We start from the raw sequence: 17152 nt of genomic DNA, 5'->3' as shown, positions 1-17152 counted from the left end.
CGGGTGCCGAGGGTGCGGTGCCGATGCGGCTTCCCGCACGCCGCAGACCGGTGAGGTGAGGCTGCCCTCACCGAAAACCCCTGATCAGGGTAGCCTCACCATGCTGGCGCCGACCCGCGCCGAGTGGCATCCTGACTCGCATGTCGACCGCTGCGGACCTCGTCCTGCCCTCCACGGACCACGACGCCACGAGCGCCGCCCGGCTCAACTGGCTGCGCGCCGGCCTGCTCGGGGCCAACGACGGCATCGTCTCGGTCGCGGCGGTGCTCGTCGGCGTCGCGGGAGCCGGCGCGGGGACCGGTCCGGTCATCGCGGCGGGCACCGCGGCCCTCGTCGGCGGTGCGGTGTCGATGGCCCTCGGCGAGTACGTGTCCGTCAGCGGTGCCCGTGACGCCCAGCGCACCGGCCAGGCCGCCCACCAGGCCGAGCTCGAGGCGGAGTCGGAGGACGCCGGCACGATCGCCGCCCACTACCGGAGCCTCGGCGTCGACCCGGCCGTCGCGAGCGCCGTCGCCGACGAGCTCGTCCGACCCGAGGTGCGCCGTCGACGGGCAGCGGTCGCGCTCCGCGATGCCGAGGACGAGGTGGTCAGCCCGTGGCGTGCCGCCTGGGTGTCGGCGGCGACCTTCACGACCGGTGCCGCGCTGCCCTTCCTCGCGATGCTCCTCAGCCCCGAGCCCGCCCGCGTGGCGGTGACGGTCATGGCGGTGCTCGTCGCGCTCGCCGCCACCGGGACGACCGGTGCCACGCTCGGTGGTGCGCCGCGCACGCGGGCGACGATCCGAGTCGTGACCGGGGGAGCGCTGGCCCTGGCTGCGACGTACGCGGCCGGGGCGGTCCTCGGGGCGCACGCGCTCTGAGCCGGCAGACGGCGATCGGTGTCGGTGTCGGTGTCCGTGTCGGAACGATCGTTCCAGGACCGGCGTCACGACACACGACCGTTACACGGGGGTAACGGGCCGGGCGCAGTGTCTCCGTAGCGTCGTGGCAGAGGCGGGCACCGCTCGCCCTTCCCACTCCTTCGGAGGACGCCATGGCAACAGAGATCCAGCCCCCGGTCGCCGCGCCCCACGCCCCCCGCACGACGGCAGCACCCGCCGGTGCCGGCGTCGTCCGCCCCGGGTACGACCCGGCGCTCACCAACGAGGACCTCGCTCCGCTCCGCAAGCAGACGTGGACGAGCTACAACATCTTCGCGTTCTGGATGTCGGACGTGCACTCGGTCGGCGGCTACGTCACCGCCGGGTCGCTCTTCGCCCTGGGCATCGCCAGCTGGCAGGTGCTCATCGCCCTGGTGGTCGGCATCCTCATCGTGCAGGTGTTCGCGAACCTCGTCGCCAAGCCGTCCCAGCGCACCGGGGTGCCGTACCCGGTGATCAACCGCGCGGTGTTCGGCGTGCTCGGGGCGAACGTCCCCGCCATCATCCGCGGGCTCATCGCGATGGCCTGGTACGGCGTGCAGACCTTCCTCGCCGCCCAGTCGCTCAACATCGTCTTCCTCAAGTTCATCCCGGCCTCGGCGGGACTCTTCGAGCACTCGTTCCTCGGGCTCTCCGCGCTCGGTTGGATCTCGTACGCCATCCTGTGGGTCGCACAGGGCGCCCTCTTCTGGATGGGCATGGACGCGATCCGGCGGTTCATCGACTGGGCCGGCCCGGCGGTGTACGTCATCATGATCGCCCTCGCGATCTACCTCGTCAGCCGTGCCGGCATCGGGAACATCTCGTTCACGCTGTCCGCCGGTGCGCCGCTGTCGTTCGGTGCGAGCATCCCGGTGATGCTGTCCGCCATCGCCCTCGTGGTGAGCTACTTCTCCGGCCCGATGCTGAACTTCGGCGACTTCTCCCGCTACGCGAAGTCGTTCGACGCGGTGAAGCGCGGCAACCTCTGGGGCCTGCCGATCAACTTCCTGTTCTTCTCGGTGCTCACCGTCCTCTGCGCCAGCGCCACGGTGCCGGTGTTCGGCAAGCTCATCACCGACCCGATCGAGACCGTGCAGGCGATCGGGGCACCGTTCGCGATCCTCCTCGGCGGGTTGACCTTCGTCACCGCGACCGTCGGCATCAACATCGTCGCGAACTTCATCAGCCCCGCGTTCGACTTCTCGAACGTGGCCCCGCGGAAGATCAGCTGGCGGGCGGGCGGCATGATCGCGGCCGTCGGGTCCGTCCTCCTCACCCCGTGGAACTGGTACGGCAACGACCAGGCGATCCTGTACACGCTGGGGGTCCTCGGCGCCCTGATCGGCCCGCTGTTCGGGATCCTCATCGCCGGCTACTACATCGTCGCGAAGCAGCGCATCGCGGTCGACGACATGTACACGAAGGACCCCGCGGCCCGGTACTGGTACGTCAAGGGCTTCAACCCGAACGCGATCTGGACGCTCGTCGTCACCGGTGCGGTGTCGGTCGCCAGCGCGGTCCTGCCGTCGGCGCTCGGCGTCGTCCCGTGGCTGTCGAACTACAGCTGGTTCATCGGGTGCGCCCTCGGCCTCGTCGTCTTCGTCGGGATGGAGCGCCTCCGTCCGAGCATGCCCGTGCTGGCCGCCGACGACCCGTCCGTCGACGACGGCGCCGCGGTCGGCCGGGCCTGACCGACCGAGCCGTCCCACCCGCACCACCCGCACCACCGGAAGGAACTCGATGCGCATCCGCGTCGTCAACCCCAACACCACCTCCTCGATGACCGCGGCGATCGGCAGCGCCGCCGCCGCGGTCGCCGGGCCCGGGACGATCGTCGAGGCCGTCAACCCCACCATGGGGCCGGCGTCGATCGAGAGCCACTACGAGGAGGCGCTGGCCGTCCCCGGGCTCCTCGAGCAGATCGCGCTCGGCGAGCAGGACGGTGTCGACGCGTACGTGGTCGCATGCTTCGGGGACCCCGGGCTCGACGCGGCACGCGAGGTCGCGTCCGGACCCGTCATCGGCATCGCGGAGGCGGCCTTCCACGCCGCCGCGATGCTCGGGCGCCGGTTCGGCGTGGTGACCACCCTGAGCCGGACCACCGGCCGGGCGCACGAGCTCGCCGAACGGTACGGGTTCGCGTCGCTCGTGACCGAGGTCCGGGCGTGCGAGGTCCCCGTGCTCCGCCTGGAGGACCCGGACTCGGACGCCCGGGCACTCGTCGTCGAGGAGTGCCGGGCCGTGCTCGCCGGCGGCGCCGACGCCGTGGTGCTCGGCTGCGCCGGCATGGCGGACTTCTGCGCCGAGGTGTCCCGGGCCGTCGGGGCGCCGGTCGTGGACGGTGTCGCGGCGGCCACCGTGCTCGCCGAGTCCCTCGTGCGCCTCGGGCTCACGACCGGGCGACGCGGCGAGTACGCGCCACCCCCGGCCAAGCCGATGGCGGGACTGCTCGCGGGGTTCGAACGCCGGCCGATGGCGGGCGCGACGGTCGGGGCGGGCGCATGACGCGCCTCCAGGGCCCCGCCGGCGACACGACGGCCGCACCCGCACCCGCTGACCTGGTCCTGCGCGCCGGCCGCGCCTGGATCGACGGCGCCTTCCGGCCCGCAGCCGTCGTCGTCCGCGACGGGCGGGTCGACGCCGTCGTGGCCGTGGACGAACCCGTCGACGCCGTCGAGGACCGCACCGTGCCCGACGCGCACGTCCTGCTCCCGGGCCTGGTCGACACGCACGTGCACGTGAACGAGCCCGGCCGCACCGAATGGGAGGGCTTCGCCTCGGCGACCCGTGCAGCCGCACTCGGTGGCGTCACCACGATCATCGACATGCCGCTCAACTCGATCCCCGCGACGACGACCGTCGAGGCGCTCGAGGTCAAGCGCGCAAGCGCCGCGGGCCGCGTCGCCGTCGACGTCGGGTTCTGGGGCGGTGCCGTCCCGGCGAACCTCGGGTCGCTCGACGGCCTGCACGACGCCGGCGTGTTCGGCTTCAAGTGCTTCACCGCGCCGTCCGGGGTCGACGAGTTCCCGCACCTCGACGCACCGCAGCTGCGCGCGGCGATCGAGGAGGTCGCCCGCATCGACGCCCTGCTCATCGTGCACGCCGAGGACCCCGAGTTCCTGGTCGACCACGCGGCGCTCGGCGAACACTACGAGGACTTCCTCGCCACCCGCCCGGTCGACGCCGAGCGCTCCGCGATCGCCCGGGTCGTCGAGGGTGCCCGCGAGACGGGCGCGCGCGTGCACGTCCTGCACCTGTCGGACGCCGGCGCGCTGCCGATGATCCGCGCCGCGAAGGACGAAGGCGTGCGGATCACGGTCGAGACCTGCCCGCACTACCTCGCCTTCGAGGCCGGCACGATCCCCGACGGGGCGACCGAGTTCAAGTGCTGCCCGCCGATCCGCGACGACGCCAACCGCGACGCGCTCTGGGCCGGGGTCCTGGACGGGACGATCGACATGATCGTGTCCGACCACTCGCCCTCCACCGCGGACCTCAAGACCGACGACTGGGGGACCGCCTGGGGCGGGATCGCCGGGCTGCAGGTCGGCTTCCGTGCCGTGTGGACGGAGGCCCTGCGCCGCGGCGTCGCGCTCGAGCAGCTGCTGCCGCACTTCACGACCGGCCCGGCGGCGCTCGCCGGCTTCGCCGACCGCGGACGCATCACGCCGGGCGCACTCGCGCACTTCGCGGTGTTCGACCCGACCGCCTCGGCGGTCGTCGACGTGGCCGGGCTCGCGCACCGCAACCCCGTCTCGGCGTTCGCCGGCCTGGAGGCGCGGGGCAGCGTCACCGAGACCTGGTTGCGCGGGCGGCTGGTCGCGACCGCGGACGGCGGCGTCACGTCCGTCAGCGGGGCGCTCGTCGACCGACCCGTGCTCGCGGGAACACCGCTGTAACGATCGTTCCGATACGATCTCCACCGGAACGAGAGGACCGAACATGCTCCCTGTGAACCCACCCGCCCGTCTGCTCATGGGACCGGGGCCGATCACCGCCGACCCGCGGGTGCTCCGTGCCCTGTCGACACCGCTCGTCGGGCAGTACGACCCGTGGATGACCACCACGATGAACGAGACGCAGGAGCTGTACCGGCGGGTGTTCGGCACCACGAACGAGGCGACCGTCCTCGTCGACGGGACCTCCCGCGCCGGCATCGAGGCGGCGCTCGTGTCCCTGCTCGCCCCGGGGGACCGCGTGCTCGTGCCGGTGTTCGGGCGCTTCGGGCACCTGCTCGCCGAGATCGCCGGGCGTGCCGGGGCCGAGGTCCACACGATCGAGACCGAGTGGGGGCAGGTGTTCACCCCGTCGGCGATCGAGGACGCGATCGCGCAGGTGCGCCCGAAGGTCCTGGCGATCGTGCAGGGCGACACCTCGACCACGATGAACCAGCCGCTCGACGAGCTCGGAGCGATCTGCGAACGGCACGGCGTGCTGTTCTACACGGACGCGACCGCCACCGTCGGGGGCAACCCGCTCGAGGTCGACGCATGGGGCATCGACGCCGTGAGCGCGGGGCTGCAGAAGTGCCTGGGCGGACCGTCCGGCAGCGCGCCGCTCACCGTCTCGCCGCGGGCCGTCGCCGTGCTCGACCAGCGGCGCAGCGTCGAGGCGGGCATCCGCGAACCCGGGGACGAGGTCGCCGACGAACCCATCCGGTCGAACTACCTCGACCTCGCGATGATCCTCGACTACTGGGGCCCGCGACGGCTCAACCACCACACCGAGGCCGCGTCGATGCTCTACGCCGCGAACGAGTGCGCCCGGATCCTGCTGGAGGAGGGCCGCGACGCCGTGGTCGCACGCCACGAGACCGCCGGCCGCGCGATGACCGCCGGGGTGCAGGCACTCGGTCTCGGCGTCTTCGGCGACCTCGGGCACAAGATGCACAACGTCGTCGCGGTCGAGATCCCGTCGGACGTCGTCGGCGACCAGGTCCGTGCCGCGATGCTCGACGACCACGGCATCGAGATCGGCACGTCGTTCGGGCCGCTGCACGGACGGGTCTGGCGGATCGGCACCATGGGCTACAACGCGCGCAAGGACACCGTCGTGACGACCCTCGCCGCGCTCGAGCACGCCCTGCGCCGGGCCGGGCACGCGGTACCGTCCGGCGGTGGCGTGGACGCGGCGCTCGACGTCTACGCCGGTGCAGGCGTCGTCGCTGCCGGGGTGTCGGCGTGAGCGCGCCGTCCGCGGTCCGGGCCTCCGCGACCGCCACCGCCGACGCGACGCTGATCGCCGGGTGGTGCGACGAACTCGCGACCGTCACCGAGGAGCCCGGCCGGATCACCCGCGTCTACCTCTCGCCGGAGCACGCACGGGTCAACGCGATCGTCGCCGGCTGGATGCGCGACGCCGGCCTCAGCACCTGGCAGGACGCGGCGGGCAACCTGCACGGCCGCGTCGACGGTACGACCCCCGACGCCCCCGTGCTGCTGCTCGGGTCGCACCTCGACACCGTGGTGGACGCCGGCCGGTACGACGGGATCGTCGGGGTCCTCATGGCCATCCGGACGGTGGCGCGGGTGACCGCCGACGGCCCGCTCCCCGTCGCGCTCGAGGTCATCGCGTTCTCCGACGAGGAGGGCACCCGCTTCGGCAAGGCGCTGCTCGGGTCCTCCGCGGTCGCCGGTGTCTGGGACGAGTCCTGGTGGGACCTCACCGACGGCGACGGGGTCACCCTCCGCGACGCCTTCACCCGCTTCGGGCTCGACCCGTCGCGCGTGCACGAGGCCGCGGTCGAACCGTCGGCGCTCGCCGGCTACCTCGAGGCGCACATCGAGCAGGGGCCGTACCTCGAACAGGCCGGTCAGGCGCTCGGCGTCGTCACGAGCATCGCGAGCGCGCGGCGGTTCACCGTCGAGGCCGTCGGCGAGGCGCGGCACGCCGGCGGCACCCCCTACGACCGACGGCACGACGCCCTGCTCGCCGCCGCAGAGGCCGCCCTCGCCGTCGAACGGATCTGCCGGGCATCGCAGCACGTCGGCACGGTCGGCACCATGACCGTCGAACCCGGCGCGGTGAACGTCGTCCCGGGGCTGGCACGGTTCTCGGTCGACCTGCGCGGGGAGTTCGACGAGGGACGCGACGCCGTGTGGGACGAGATCACGAACGCGTTCGCGCTCATCGGGGAGCGCCGTGGCGTCAGCGTCGAGCCGACCGAGGTCCACCGTGCGCCGGCGGTGTTCTGCGCACCGCGGCTGATGGACGCCGTCCGGGCGGGCATCGAGTCGACGGGGGAGCCCCGTCCGATCGAGCTGTTCTCCCGCGCGGGACACGACGCCATGTCGCTCGGGCTCGTGACCGACGTCGCGATGCTCTTCCTCCGCAACCCGGACGGCATCAGCCACCACCCCGACGAGTTCGTCTCCACCGAGGACATCGCCCTCGGGCTCGACGCGCTCGCGGTCGCGGTCGGACGGGTGGCCGCAGCGTGAGCACCGCGGGCCCCGACGTCCGGGCGCGCATCGACTCGGTGTGGGAGCAGCTGTCCCCGGCCGAGCGCCGCGTCGCCGCGATGGTGCGCCACGACCCCGAACTCCTGCTCGTCGGGACCTCGGCCGAGCTCGCCGCCGAGTCGGGCACCTCGAAGGCCACGGTCTCCCGGCTCGTCCGGTCGCTCGGCTTCCAGGACGCCGCGGAGGTCCGGCAGAACCTGATGTCGGCGCGGGGCTCCGGCCTGCCGTGGGCCGCCGAGGACGCGGCGCACGTCGACCAGCGCGCCGTCGAGTCGCGCAACCTCGACGCCGCGTTCGCCTCGCTCGCCCGGGCCGACCGTCCCCGTCTCGCCCGTCGGATCGTCCGCGCCCGCCGGGTGCTCGTGGCGGGGGAGCGCGGGGCGTACCCGATCGCCCTCCAACTGCGCGCCCAGCTCGCGCAGGTCCGACCGGACGTCCGCATCGGCCCGGCCCCGGGACAGCGCCTCGGCGAAGAGGTGGCCGACCTCGACCGACGCGACCTCGTCATCATCGTCACGGTGCGCCGGCACGCCGCCGGCATCGGCAAGCTCGTGCGGCACTGCGTCGCCAGCGGCGCGGACGTCGTCGTCCTGGGCGACCCGACCGCGGCGGTCATCGCGGCCCCGGCGGCCACGGCGATCCTCTGCCCGGTGGACTCCCCGTCGGCGTTCGACTCGATGGCGGCGCTGTTCGCCGTCGTCGCCGCGGTCGCGAACGACGTGTACGAGGCATCCGGCCCGGGCGGACGCGCACGGGTGGACGCGGTGGCGCAGGCCTACGACGCGCTGGGGGAGCTCGCCGCGCCCTGACCCGTGCCGTCGCCGCGCTCGTCGTCGCCGGCACCGCCGCGCTCGCCGGCGAGTTCGGCCGCCAGCGAGGCGTTGCGCTCCCGGATCAGCCTCGGCAGGTACCGGGCCAACGCGAGCCGCTCGGCGACGACCCCGAGCACCCCGAGCGGTGCGCGGAACTCGATCTCGTCGACCATCCGCGTGCCGCCGGCCGACCGCTCGAACCGGTGCTCGTGCCGGAACCGGGCGAACGGTCCACGCACCTGTTCGTCGACGAACCGGTGGGGCGCCTCCAGAGCCGTGATCCGACTCGTCATCCGCCACACGATCCCGAAGTGCCGCGCGCGCCACGTGACGGACTCACCGAGCCCGATCGTGCCGGCCGTGGTACCCGCGACCGCGTGCTCGTCCGTGGCGGCCATGGACCGCTCGTGCGCGCCGATGTCGAGCGACAGCGCGAACGCGCGCTCCGGCGGGGCGGCGAGGTCGGTGACGACCCGGAACGCGACGGTCACGACGTCGGCCAGTCCGGTCGGACGGATCGGTCGTCGTCGCGCAGGACGGCTGCCAGCAGCTGGTCGTGGCGCCGGCCGTGCTGGAGCACCGCGGACCGCTGACGCCCTTCGTACCGCATGCCGAGCCGCTGCGCGACGGCGATCGACGCACGGTTCTCCGCCATCGCCCGCCACTGCACGCGCGCGAGCCCGAGCCCGTCGGGAGCCGGCGCGAACGCCCACTGCAGCACGCGGTCCGCCGCCTCGGTCACGAAGCCGTGCCCGCGGGCGTCCGGGTGGGTCGCGTACCCGATCTCCGCGCCGCCGCCGGCGAACCCGAAGAGCCCGACGGTACCGAGCAGCCGTGGGTCGTCGGCACGGCGGAGGGCGAACTCGTAGCGGGTGTCCGACGCCCAGCCGTCCTGCACCACGGCCGTGAGCCAGTGGCGGGCCTCGGCGTGACCGTACGGTTCGGGCATCGGGATGAACGCCACCACGTCGGGATCGGTCGCGTAGGCGACGACGTCGTCGGCATCGGTGAGCTCGGGGACCGAGAGGACCAGCCGCTCGGTCCGCAGCGTGACGGGGTCCATGGGGCGAGCCTAGCGACGGCGGTCGTCGCGGTAGCGTCGGTGGCATGACGTTCGACGCGCTCCCGTTCCCGGTCATCGACGGACACAACGACCTGCCCTGGGAGCGGCGCGAGACCCACGACTCCGGGGTCGAGGGCATCGACTCCGAGCAGGGGTCCCTGCACACCGACCTGCCGAAGCTCCGTGCCGGCGGGGTGGTCGGGCAGTTCTGGTCGGTGTTCGTCCCCACCGACGTCCCCGATCCCGTCCGCGCGACGCTGCAGCAGGTCGACCTCGCACACCGGATCATCGAGCGGTACCCGGAGTCGCTCACCCTCGCCCGGACCGCGGCCGAGGTCGTCGCGGCCGTCGACGCCGGGCGCACCGCGTCGCTGCTCGGCGCCGAGGGCGGCCACTCGATCGGTGACGACCTGGCGGTGCTCCGCGACCTCGCCCGGCTCGGGGTCCGGTACATGACCCTCACGCACAACGACGACACACCCTGGGCCGACTCGGCCACCGGCTCCCACCCGCACGGCGGCCTGACCGACCGCGGGCGCGAGGTCGTGGCCGAGATGGAGCGGATCGGGATGCTCGTCGACCTGTCGCACACGTCGCCGGAGACCATGCGCGACACCCTCGACGTCGCCACGCAGCCGGTGGTGTTCAGCCACTCCTCGACGATCGCGGTGAACGACCACCCGCGGAACGTCCCGGACGACGTGCTCGCCCGCCTGCGCGACAACGGCGGTGTCGTGATGATCACCTTCGTGCCGAAGTTCGTGTCCCGGGCGTGGGCCGAGTGGGAGGACGCCGGTTCGGTGGGGGAGCCCCCGCTCGTCACGGTGTCGGACGTGGCGGACCACGTCGAGCACGCGCGTGAGGTCGCCGGCGCGGCGCACATCGGGCTCGGCGGCGACTACGACGGGACGCCCGTGCTGCCGCCGGACCTGCGGGACGTGTCGCGGTACCCGGTGCTGGCGGCGGAACTGCAGCGTCGTGGCTGGGGCCCGGAGGACCTGCGCGCCCTGGCCGGGGGCAACGTGCTGCGGGTGCTCGCGGCGACGGACGAGCGGTTCGCGCGGACGGCGCACGTGCGCTGACGACGTCCGCGGGCGCCGCGGCGGCCGGCTCGGTCCGGAGGGGATGGGACCGCGTTCACCTGGCGGCTGCCGTGCATCCCAGATCGTGGACGCGGCACCGACTCGCCGTGCACGATCGGCGGATGATCGACCAGCCTGTGCCCGGGGAGTACGCCGACACGCTCCGCTCCATCCGAGACCGTGTCACCAGCACTCGATCTCGCGCGCAGCTCGCGGCGAATGCGCACCTCGTCCACCTGTACTGGTCGATCGGCTCGATCCTGCTCGAGCGATCGCGGAACGGCGCGTGGGGAACGGGTGTTCTGACCCGCCTCGCGGCTGACCTCCGTGCGGAGTTCCCGTCCATGAAGGGGTTCTCTGCGACGAACCTCAAGTACATGCGACAGTTCGCCGCAACGTGGCCCGACGAAGACGCAATCGGTCAACAGGCTGTTGACCGATTGCCCTGGGGGCACATCACCGTCCTGCTCAGCGTCCCCGACAGCGGACTCCGAGCGTGGTACGTCCGTCAGGCGGTGGCCGGAGGCTGGTCGCGCAACGTCCTGCGACACAATCTCCGCAGTCGTGCCGCGGAGCGGCATGCCGCCGCCGCGACGAACTTCAGTCGGCTGCTCGACGACGACGGTGCGGACCTGGCGCAGCAGATCACCAGGGATCCGTACATCCTGGACTTCCTCGCCGTCGACGGTGACCGGGACGAACGCTCGATCGAGCAGGCGATGGTCGACCGGATCGCGGACACCCTACGAGAACTCGGGACGGGGTTCGCCTTCGTCGGCCGGCAGGTGCACTTCGACGTCGACGGCAACGACTTCTTCGTCGACCTGCTCTTCTTCCACGTCGAGCAACTCCGGTACGTGGTCGTCGAACTGAAAACGGGGGAGTTCCGGCCGGACAACGTCGGTCAGTTGTCGTTCTACGTCGCCCTCGTGGATGCGGACCTCCGACGCCCACACCACGCCGACACGGTCGGATTGCTCCTGGTCACGGGCAAGAACGATGCGGTCGTCCGGTACGCGCTCGGGACGTCGAACGCTCCGGTCGGCGTCGCGTCCTACGAGCTCCTGCCCCCGGAGCTGCAGCGGGTGCTGCCGTCCGAAGCCCAGCTGCAACGCGCTCTGCTCGGACCGAAGGGGCCGCGGTCCGGTCAGCCGTAGGTGGGGTACTGCGGCCAGCCCTCGGGACTGTCCTCCCAGTCCTGCTGCCGTCCGTACACCGTGCGGTCCATGATGTGCGGCACCGGCAGGATCGCCTCCGTCCCGCGCGCACCGGTCGCGTAGGTCAGGTACGGCACACCGTCGCGCAGCAGGTAGTACGAGTACCCGGGCACCGGGCCGTCCCAGTCGTCGCTGTGCACGGTCCAGCCCCAGTCGTCGTGGTAGCTCGTCGCGCCGGACGACACCCACGTGTGCGGCCACCCGTGCTGCTGCCGCCAGGCCTCGAGCCGCTCGATCGGCCCCTCTGAGACCATCGCGAACGCGATCCCCTCGTCGTCGAGGCGGCCCATGCCGGCGGGCAGGTTGTCGACGGCCCACGTGCAGCTCGGGCAGCCGGCGTCCCAGTCCCGTCCGTACATGACGTTCTGCACGAGGAGCAGGTACTTCCCGGCGAACAGCTCCGTCAGTCGCACGGGACCGTCGGGACCGGTGAACTCGTAGTCGTCGACGCGGACCATCGGGAGCCGTCGGCGCGCGGCCGAGATGCGGTCGCCGTGGCGGGTGAGTTCCTTCTCGTCGCGCACCTGCGCGGCGAGCGCCGTGTCGAACGCTGCGCGATCGACGACGGGTGGCGTGGCGTCGGGTTGCTGCTCCTTGGACATGGCGACCTCCTCGTCGTTGCGGCGCACGGTACGCGCGTCGCGGTCGCGGCGTGACGGACGGGAGGCACGGCGAGCGCCCGGTGCGGAGCACGCGTCACGAGGCAGCACCACCCGAGGTCCGATCGCTAGGATCGCAGCGCACGCCGTGCCTCCAGGGCGGAGGCACGCGACCTGACCCGAAGAGGACGGTACCGATGAGCGGCACGATCCACGACAACATCTCGCAGGCGTTCGGGAACACGCCGCTGGTCCGGCTGAACCGCCTCCCGAAGGAGGGCGGCGCCGAGGTCCTGGCGAAGCTCGAGTTCTACAACCCGGGTGCGAGCGTGAAGGACCGGCTCGGCGTCGCGATCATCGACGCGGCCGAGGAGTCCGGCGAGCTGCAGGCCGGCGGGACGATCGTCGAGGGGTCCTCCGGCAACACGGGCATCGCGCTCGCACTGGTCGGCGCGGCTCGCGGGTACCGGGTCGTCATCACGATGCCCGAGACGATGAGCGTCGAGCGTCGTGCCCTCATCCGCGCCTACGGTGCCGAGATCGTCCTCACCCCGGGGCCCGAGGGCATGAAGGGCGCGGTGTCGAAGGCGGAGCAGATCGTCGCCGAGACGCCCGGCGCGATCCTCGCCCACCAGTTCGAGACGCCGGCGAACGCGGCCATCCACCGGAAGACGACGGCGGAGGAGATCCTCCGCGACACCGAGGAGCACGTCGACGTGTTCGTCGCGGGCGTCGGCACGGGCGGCACGATCACCGGTGTCGGCCAGGTCCTCAAGGAGCGCGTGCCCGGTGTGCAGATCGTCGCGGTGGAGCCGAAGGACTCGCCGCTGCTGACCGAGGGCAAGGCGGGTCCGCACAAGATCCAGGGCATCGGCGCGAACTTCATCCCCGAGGTCCTCGACCAGTCGGTCATCGACGAGGTGTTCGACGTCGAGCTGGACGACGCGCTCCGGGTCGCCCGCGACCTCGGCACGCAGGAGGGCATCCTCGCGGGCATCTCGTCCGGCGCGATCATCCACGCCGCGATCGAGATCGCCGCACGCCCGGAGAACGCGGGCAAGCGGGTCGTCGCGATCGTGTGCGACACCGGTGAGCGCTACCTGTCGACCGTCCTCTTCGAGGGACTCACTGCGTGAGTCGTCCCGCCCGACGAGGCGTGCTGCGGACCGTCCGGGAGGACCTGGCCGCAGCACGCCGCGGTGACCCCGCGTCCCGTGGCGATCTCGAGAACGCGATCGTCTACTCGGGACTGCACGCCGTCTGGACCCACCGACTGACGCACCGGCTCTGGATCGCCGAGGGCCTGCCGGGGTCGCGGTTCGCGGCCCGGGTCCTCGCGCAGGTCGCCCGGTCGGTCACCGGCATCGAGATCCACCCCGGTGCCCGCATCGGCCGTCGGTTCTTCATCGACCACGGCATGGGGGTCGTCATCGGGGAGACCGCGGTGGTCGGCGACGACGTCGTGCTCTTCCACGGGGTGACCCTCGGCGGCCGCGGGGGCGACCACGGGCCCGGAGCCCGTCGGCACCCGGCGGTGGGGGACCGCGTCGTGCTCGGTGCCGGGTCGTCGCTCATCGGCGCGATCACGGTCGGCGCGGACTCCGTCGTCGGCGCGAACACGGTGGTGACGAAGGACGTCCCACCGGGGTCGGTCGTGACGGGTGTCGCCGGGACGGCCCGCCCGCGCTCGGGACACGAGGGCGTCCCGCCCCTCTGACGCGCCGGGGTCAGCTCTTCTCGCAGGCGATCCCGTCGCCGTCGGCGTCCATCTTCTTGTTCGCCGCGTACAGCGCGTCGTCCTTCTTCACCGTGCCCTTGAGTGCCCGGTACGTGACCTTGCCCTTCGAGGTGACGCGGTTCTTCGTGACGGACTTCTTCGCGATCCCGCCCGAGTACACCTTCTGCACGGCGGTGCAGTTCTTGTAGACGGTGGGGGCGGCCTGCGCGGTCGAGGCGCCGCCGACGACGGCGGTCGCAGCGAGCACGGCGGTGGCGGCGGCGATGCTGAGGGTTCGGGTGATGTGCACGGCCTGAGGATAGTTCGGAACCGGGGTCCGCACGCACCCCAGAACGAGGTGCACCGTCGGCGGTCCGGTGCATGCTGGAGCACATGGACGGCGAGACGCTGCACGAGGTCGCGATCCGCACCGCGATGGCCCTGCCCGCGGTGGCGGAGACCCAGCCCTTCGGTGAAGGCGCGTTCGTCTACAAGGTCGTCGGCAAGATGTTCGTGATGACCTCCGAGCTCCGTGGCGTGCCGATCGTGAACCTCAAGTGCGCGCCGCCCCACGGTGCCGCCCTGGTGCGCGACCACGCCGAGATCACCCCGGGCTGGCACATGAACAAGCAGCACTGGATCACGCTGTCACCCGGGGACGGCATCGACGAGACCCTGGTCGAGGACCTCGTCGGCAACGCGTACGACCTCGTCGTCGCGAAGCTGCCGCAGGCGAAGCGCCCGATCGACCCCGTGCGCCGGACGCAGCAGGACTGACCACGGCCCGGCGGACCGCCCGCACTCAGGCGGTCGCGCGCGCCAGGACCTTCGACACGTCCCGGACGACCTTCGGCGCGAGCCCACCCGTCCCCGGGCCACCAGGACCCGTCCCGCGCCCCGACGACAGCACGGCCTGTGCCTGCTCGGGCGTCAGGCCCGTGAAGAGCTGGCCGATCGTGACGCCGTGGTCCGGTCGGTGGGTGACGACGACCGGGTCGCCGGCGGACACGGGCCCGGACCGCACCACGCGGAGGTAGGCGCCGGGGCGGCCCTCCTCCGTGAACCGCTTGACCCACTTGTCCACCCGCATCCGGCGGGCGAAGGTGCCGCAGGGGATCCGCGGGATCGTGACCTCGAGCTCGAGGGTCTCGCCGATCCGCCAGCGTTCCCCCGTCACGGCGCCGGTGACGTCGACGCCCGTCGTGCGCAGGTTCTCGCCGAACAGCCCCGGCGGGACGTCCCGGTCGAGCAGGTCCGCGAAGTACGCCGCGTCCTCGTCCGCGTAGGCGTACACCGCCTGGTCCTCGCCACCGTGGTGCTTCCGGTCCGCCTGCACGTCGGCGTACAGCCCGAGCGGACGGACCCGGACGGGGCCGTCGACGGGGCGCTTGTCGATCGCGGTGACCCCGATGGTGCCGGAGTCGGGCAGCAGGCGGTCGACGCGGCAGACGGCGGTGACGAGGGACATGCCCCCAGCCTGCCGCAGAACCCGCGCACGCAGAAGTGTGACGATCCGGCTGTTCGTTCCGTCCCATCGGTGAGCACCCCGATGGAGGACCCCGTCATGACCGACACCGCACCCGCAGCACACCTCGCGACCACCGCGCTCGTCCGCGTCGGGCACGAGCACGTCCTGGCGCAGGCACGCGTCCGGTCGCTGTCCGCGCGGCCCGTCGGCCCGATGAAGGTCCGCCGCACGCACGGACACCCGGCCCACACGGCCTAGCGGCACGACGGCACCGCACTCAGGAACCCCCGACCCCACACCAGTAGAAGGAAAGCGTGCACCACCAGCCCCTCACCGACCTCGACGACGCCGTCCTCGCTGGTCGATCGTCCGACGGCGACGTCCGGGCGTTCGAGGTCCTCATCCGGCGCCACACCCCCCTGCTCCGTGCCTACGCCCGCCGGACCCTCGGCTCGACCGACGAACTCGACGACGTCGTGCAGGAGACGTTCATCACCGCCTGGAACCAGCTCGACACGCTCCAGGACGGTGCCCGGGTCAAGGCGTGGCTCATGCGCATCCTCAGCCGGAAGTGCATCGACCGCATCCGGGCCCGGCGGTTCCACGACGACGTCACCGAGCTCGAGGTCGAGGCACCGGCGGACGACGCACCCGAACGCGTCGCCGAGGCCCGCTCCCGCGAGGAAGCGGTCGAGACGGCGCTCGCGGAACTGCCCGAGGCGCAGCGCCGCACGTGGGTGATGAAGGAAGTGCTCGAGTACTCGTACGAGGCCATCGCGGAGGAACTGGACCTCCCGACCTCGACCGTCCGGGGACTGCTGTCCCGGGCGCGCAAGAACATGATCCGTCTCATGGAGGGATGGCGATGACCGAACCCGATCCCGTCCGGCTCGACTCCCTCGAACCCGACGACCTCGACGGCCACACGATCGACGAGCTGGCCGACTACCTCGACGCCGGCATGCAGCCGGCCGACCCGAGCATCGACCACTCCGCCGCGTGCCAGAACGCCCTCGCCGCCATCGTGCGGCTCCGGCAGTCCTCGCTCGGCTCGCTCGAGGCCGCTGCCGAACAGGAAGCACCCGCCGACGAGTCGTGGATCAGCGGCGTGCTCGCGAACATCTCGCTCGAGGCACGCGCCGGCCGTGACGTCCCGCTCCGCCCGGCGGCGCCCACCGAACGCCCGGTCATGACCGAGGGCGCCATCCGCTCGCTCGTCCGGACCGCCGGCGACGCGGTGCCCGACGCGCTCATCGCACGGTGCACGCTCGAAGGGGACGTCACCGAGCTCGGTGCCCCGGTGCGCATCGTCGTCGAGATCGCCGTCCGCGCCGGGTCGACGATCCAGCGCGTGGCGTCGGACATCCGCGAGACCGTCGCCGAGGTCCTCGCGACCGAGACCGACCTGCTCGTCGAGTCCGTGGACGTTGTGGTGCGCGACCTGCTGCCACCGTCCGACGACGAGCCGGGCCCCGACGCCGAGGAGGAACGAGCATGAGCAGCCACGACGAGACCTTCGCCGCGATCGAGGCAGCGGTCGTCGCGGTCCCCGGGGTCGCCGAGCTCTACCGGGCACGCCCGACGCTCGGCAGCGCGGTCGGTGCCGCCAAGAACCTCGCGACCCGCACCACGGTCGCGCGCGTGGTGCTCGACGACGACGTCCTCCGCATCGTGATCGGGACCGACGGTTCCGTCCCGGCACCCGAGACGGCACGCGCGGCACACCTCGCGGCGCTCGCCGCCGCGACCGAGCACGGCCTGCCGCTCAGCCGGGTCGACGTGCGGATCGCGCGCGTCGGCTGACGCACCCGCCTGCGGTTCGGGAGGGACG

At 72.6% G+C, this 17152-nt stretch carries 21 protein-coding genes; 16 read left to right on the top strand and 5 right to left on the bottom strand.

Annotated features, from left to right (window positions below; translation table 11 throughout):
• Positions 1-140 precede the first annotated feature (140 nt).
• The 7 genes from BIV03_RS02905 (at position 141) to BIV03_RS02875 (ending at position 8172) form a co-directional block, all read left to right on the top strand.
• Positions 141-860 (top strand): VIT1/CCC1 transporter family protein, encoded by a 720-nt coding sequence (locus BIV03_RS02905; protein ID WP_071294581.1) that lies wholly within the window; start codon positions 141-143, stop codon positions 858-860.
• Between the two features lie 173 nt (positions 861-1033).
• Positions 1034-2593, top strand: coding sequence for an NCS1 family nucleobase:cation symporter-1 (locus BIV03_RS02900; RefSeq protein WP_071294580.1), 1560 nt, complete (start codon positions 1034-1036; stop codon positions 2591-2593).
• Between the two features lie 49 nt (positions 2594-2642).
• The gene (locus BIV03_RS02895; RefSeq protein WP_071294579.1) at positions 2643-3407 is read left to right on the top strand and encodes an aspartate/glutamate racemase family protein; all 765 of its coding nucleotides are present in this window, start codon (positions 2643-2645) and stop codon (positions 3405-3407) included.
• A complete protein-coding gene (gene allB / locus BIV03_RS02890) occupies positions 3404-4801 on the top strand; it encodes an allantoinase AllB (RefSeq protein ID WP_071294578.1) in 1398 nt (465 codons plus the stop codon). The genes BIV03_RS02895 and allB overlap by 4 nt, the downstream gene beginning before the upstream one ends.
• A gap of 43 nt (positions 4802-4844) precedes the next feature.
• Complete coding sequence (locus BIV03_RS02885; RefSeq protein ID WP_071294577.1) at positions 4845-6086, top strand: alanine--glyoxylate aminotransferase family protein; 1242 nt, start codon at positions 4845-4847, stop codon at positions 6084-6086.
• Positions 6083-7342: an allantoate amidohydrolase gene (locus BIV03_RS02880; RefSeq protein ID WP_071294576.1), complete on the top strand. Its 1260-nt coding sequence runs from the start codon at positions 6083-6085 to the stop codon at positions 7340-7342. Before BIV03_RS02885 ends, BIV03_RS02880 begins: the two co-directional genes overlap by 4 nt.
• The gene (locus BIV03_RS02875) at positions 7339-8172 is read left to right on the top strand and encodes a MurR/RpiR family transcriptional regulator (protein WP_070418280.1); all 834 of its coding nucleotides are present in this window, start codon (positions 7339-7341) and stop codon (positions 8170-8172) included. The genes BIV03_RS02880 and BIV03_RS02875 overlap by 4 nt, the downstream gene beginning before the upstream one ends.
• Here the strand turns inward: BIV03_RS02875 and BIV03_RS02870 are convergent.
• Entirely contained in the window at positions 8139-8666 is a 528-nt protein-coding gene (locus BIV03_RS02870; RefSeq protein ID WP_071294575.1) for an SRPBCC family protein, read from the bottom strand. The two genes, BIV03_RS02875 and BIV03_RS02870, sit on opposite strands and share 34 nt — an antisense overlap.
• Entirely contained in the window at positions 8663-9238 is a 576-nt protein-coding gene (locus tag BIV03_RS02865) for a GNAT family N-acetyltransferase (RefSeq protein WP_071294574.1), read from the bottom strand. The genes BIV03_RS02870 and BIV03_RS02865 overlap by 4 nt, the downstream gene beginning before the upstream one ends.
• Before the next feature lie 44 nt (positions 9239-9282).
• Between BIV03_RS02865 and BIV03_RS02860 the strand changes: the two genes are divergently transcribed.
• Together BIV03_RS02860 and BIV03_RS02855 are read left to right on the top strand one after the other, a co-directional pair.
• Entirely contained in the window at positions 9283-10320 is a 1038-nt protein-coding gene (locus BIV03_RS02860) for a dipeptidase (protein WP_071294573.1), read from the top strand.
• 122 nt (positions 10321-10442) lie between these two features.
• Positions 10443-11477: a YhcG family protein gene (locus BIV03_RS02855; RefSeq protein WP_071294572.1), complete on the top strand. Its 1035-nt coding sequence runs from the start codon at positions 10443-10445 to the stop codon at positions 11475-11477.
• Here the strand turns inward: BIV03_RS02855 and BIV03_RS02850 are convergent.
• Positions 11468-12139: a DUF899 family protein gene (locus BIV03_RS02850; protein WP_071294604.1), complete on the bottom strand. Its 672-nt coding sequence runs from the start codon at positions 12137-12139 to the stop codon at positions 11468-11470. The two genes, BIV03_RS02855 and BIV03_RS02850, sit on opposite strands and share 10 nt — an antisense overlap.
• 194 nt (positions 12140-12333) lie before the next feature.
• Between BIV03_RS02850 and cysK the strand changes: the two genes are divergently transcribed.
• Both cysK and epsC read left to right on the top strand, forming a co-directional pair.
• Positions 12334-13272 carry a cysteine synthase A gene (gene cysK / locus BIV03_RS02845; RefSeq protein WP_071294571.1) on the top strand — a complete coding sequence of 313 codons (939 nt, stop codon included), beginning with the start codon at positions 12334-12336 and terminating at the stop codon, positions 13270-13272.
• Positions 13269-13853: a serine O-acetyltransferase EpsC gene (gene epsC / locus BIV03_RS02840; protein ID WP_229086908.1), complete on the top strand. Its 585-nt coding sequence runs from the start codon at positions 13269-13271 to the stop codon at positions 13851-13853. The genes cysK and epsC overlap by 4 nt, the downstream gene beginning before the upstream one ends.
• 10 nt (positions 13854-13863) lie before the next feature.
• Here epsC and BIV03_RS02835 read toward each other — a convergent pair whose 3' ends face one another.
• Positions 13864-14163, bottom strand: a complete 300-nt coding sequence (locus tag BIV03_RS02835; protein ID WP_139201839.1) for an excalibur calcium-binding domain-containing protein — start codon at positions 14161-14163, stop codon at positions 13864-13866.
• Positions 14164-14246: 83 nt separating this feature from the next.
• Here BIV03_RS02835 and BIV03_RS02830 point away from each other — a divergent pair, with 83 nt between their 5' ends.
• The gene (locus BIV03_RS02830; protein ID WP_071294602.1) at positions 14247-14630 is read left to right on the top strand and encodes an MmcQ/YjbR family DNA-binding protein; all 384 of its coding nucleotides are present in this window, start codon (positions 14247-14249) and stop codon (positions 14628-14630) included.
• Between the two features lie 25 nt (positions 14631-14655).
• On the opposite strand, the gene BIV03_RS02825 is transcribed toward BIV03_RS02830, so the two are convergent.
• Complete coding sequence (locus BIV03_RS02825) at positions 14656-15321, bottom strand: MOSC domain-containing protein (protein WP_083403161.1); 666 nt, start codon at positions 15319-15321, stop codon at positions 14656-14658.
• A 96-nt stretch (positions 15322-15417) separates the two neighbouring features.
• Between BIV03_RS02825 and BIV03_RS19405 the strand changes: the two genes are divergently transcribed.
• The 4 genes from BIV03_RS19405 to BIV03_RS02810 are packed head-to-tail and all read left to right on the top strand — an operon-like array spanning position 15418 to position 17124.
• Positions 15418-15579, top strand: a complete 162-nt coding sequence (locus tag BIV03_RS19405) for a hypothetical protein (protein WP_175473682.1) — start codon at positions 15418-15420, stop codon at positions 15577-15579.
• Between the two features lie 56 nt (positions 15580-15635).
• The gene (locus tag BIV03_RS02820) at positions 15636-16190 is read left to right on the top strand and encodes an RNA polymerase sigma factor (protein ID WP_070418286.1); all 555 of its coding nucleotides are present in this window, start codon (positions 15636-15638) and stop codon (positions 16188-16190) included.
• Entirely contained in the window at positions 16187-16819 is a 633-nt protein-coding gene (locus BIV03_RS02815) for a hypothetical protein (protein ID WP_070419458.1), read from the top strand. Before BIV03_RS02820 ends, BIV03_RS02815 begins: the two co-directional genes overlap by 4 nt.
• On the top strand, positions 16816-17124 hold the full coding sequence (locus tag BIV03_RS02810) for a hypothetical protein (RefSeq protein ID WP_070418287.1): 309 nt from the start codon (positions 16816-16818) through the stop codon (positions 17122-17124). The genes BIV03_RS02815 and BIV03_RS02810 overlap by 4 nt, the downstream gene beginning before the upstream one ends.
• Positions 17125-17152: the final 28 nt, after the last annotated feature.

It is taken from the genome of Curtobacterium sp. MCBA15_016 (assembly GCF_001865105.1).
In the GTDB taxonomy this organism is placed as follows: domain Bacteria; phylum Actinomycetota; class Actinomycetes; order Actinomycetales; family Microbacteriaceae; genus Curtobacterium.
This window is presented reverse-complemented; position numbering and strand designations above follow the sequence as displayed.

Coding starts and splice junctions, on each gene's coding strand:
- BIV03_RS02900 (WP_071294580.1), top strand. CDS start 1,034: ATGGCAACAGAGATCCAGCCCCCGGTCGCCGCGCCCCACGCCCCCCGC.
- BIV03_RS02825 (WP_083403161.1), bottom strand. CDS start 15,321: ATGTCCCTCGTCACCGCCGTCTGCCGCGTCGACCGCCTGCTGCCCGAC.
- BIV03_RS02810 (WP_070418287.1), top strand. CDS start 16,816: ATGAGCAGCCACGACGAGACCTTCGCCGCGATCGAGGCAGCGGTCGTC.
- BIV03_RS02860 (WP_071294573.1), top strand. CDS start 9,283: ATGACGTTCGACGCGCTCCCGTTCCCGGTCATCGACGGACACAACGAC.
- BIV03_RS02905 (WP_071294581.1), top strand. CDS start 141: ATGTCGACCGCTGCGGACCTCGTCCTGCCCTCCACGGACCACGACGCC.
- BIV03_RS02885 (WP_071294577.1), top strand. CDS start 4,845: ATGCTCCCTGTGAACCCACCCGCCCGTCTGCTCATGGGACCGGGGCCG.
- BIV03_RS02855 (WP_071294572.1), top strand. CDS start 10,443: ATGATCGACCAGCCTGTGCCCGGGGAGTACGCCGACACGCTCCGCTCC.
- BIV03_RS02865 (WP_071294574.1), bottom strand. CDS start 9,238: ATGGACCCCGTCACGCTGCGGACCGAGCGGCTGGTCCTCTCGGTCCCC.
- cysK (WP_071294571.1), top strand. CDS start 12,334: ATGAGCGGCACGATCCACGACAACATCTCGCAGGCGTTCGGGAACACG.
- BIV03_RS02830 (WP_071294602.1), top strand. CDS start 14,247: ATGGACGGCGAGACGCTGCACGAGGTCGCGATCCGCACCGCGATGGCC.
- BIV03_RS02815 (WP_070419458.1), top strand. CDS start 16,187: ATGACCGAACCCGATCCCGTCCGGCTCGACTCCCTCGAACCCGACGAC.
- BIV03_RS02895 (WP_071294579.1), top strand. CDS start 2,643: ATGCGCATCCGCGTCGTCAACCCCAACACCACCTCCTCGATGACCGCG.
- BIV03_RS02850 (WP_071294604.1), bottom strand. CDS start 12,139: ATGTCCAAGGAGCAGCAACCCGACGCCACGCCACCCGTCGTCGATCGC.
- allB (WP_071294578.1), top strand. CDS start 3,404: ATGACGCGCCTCCAGGGCCCCGCCGGCGACACGACGGCCGCACCCGCA.
- BIV03_RS19405 (WP_175473682.1), top strand. CDS start 15,418: ATGACCGACACCGCACCCGCAGCACACCTCGCGACCACCGCGCTCGTC.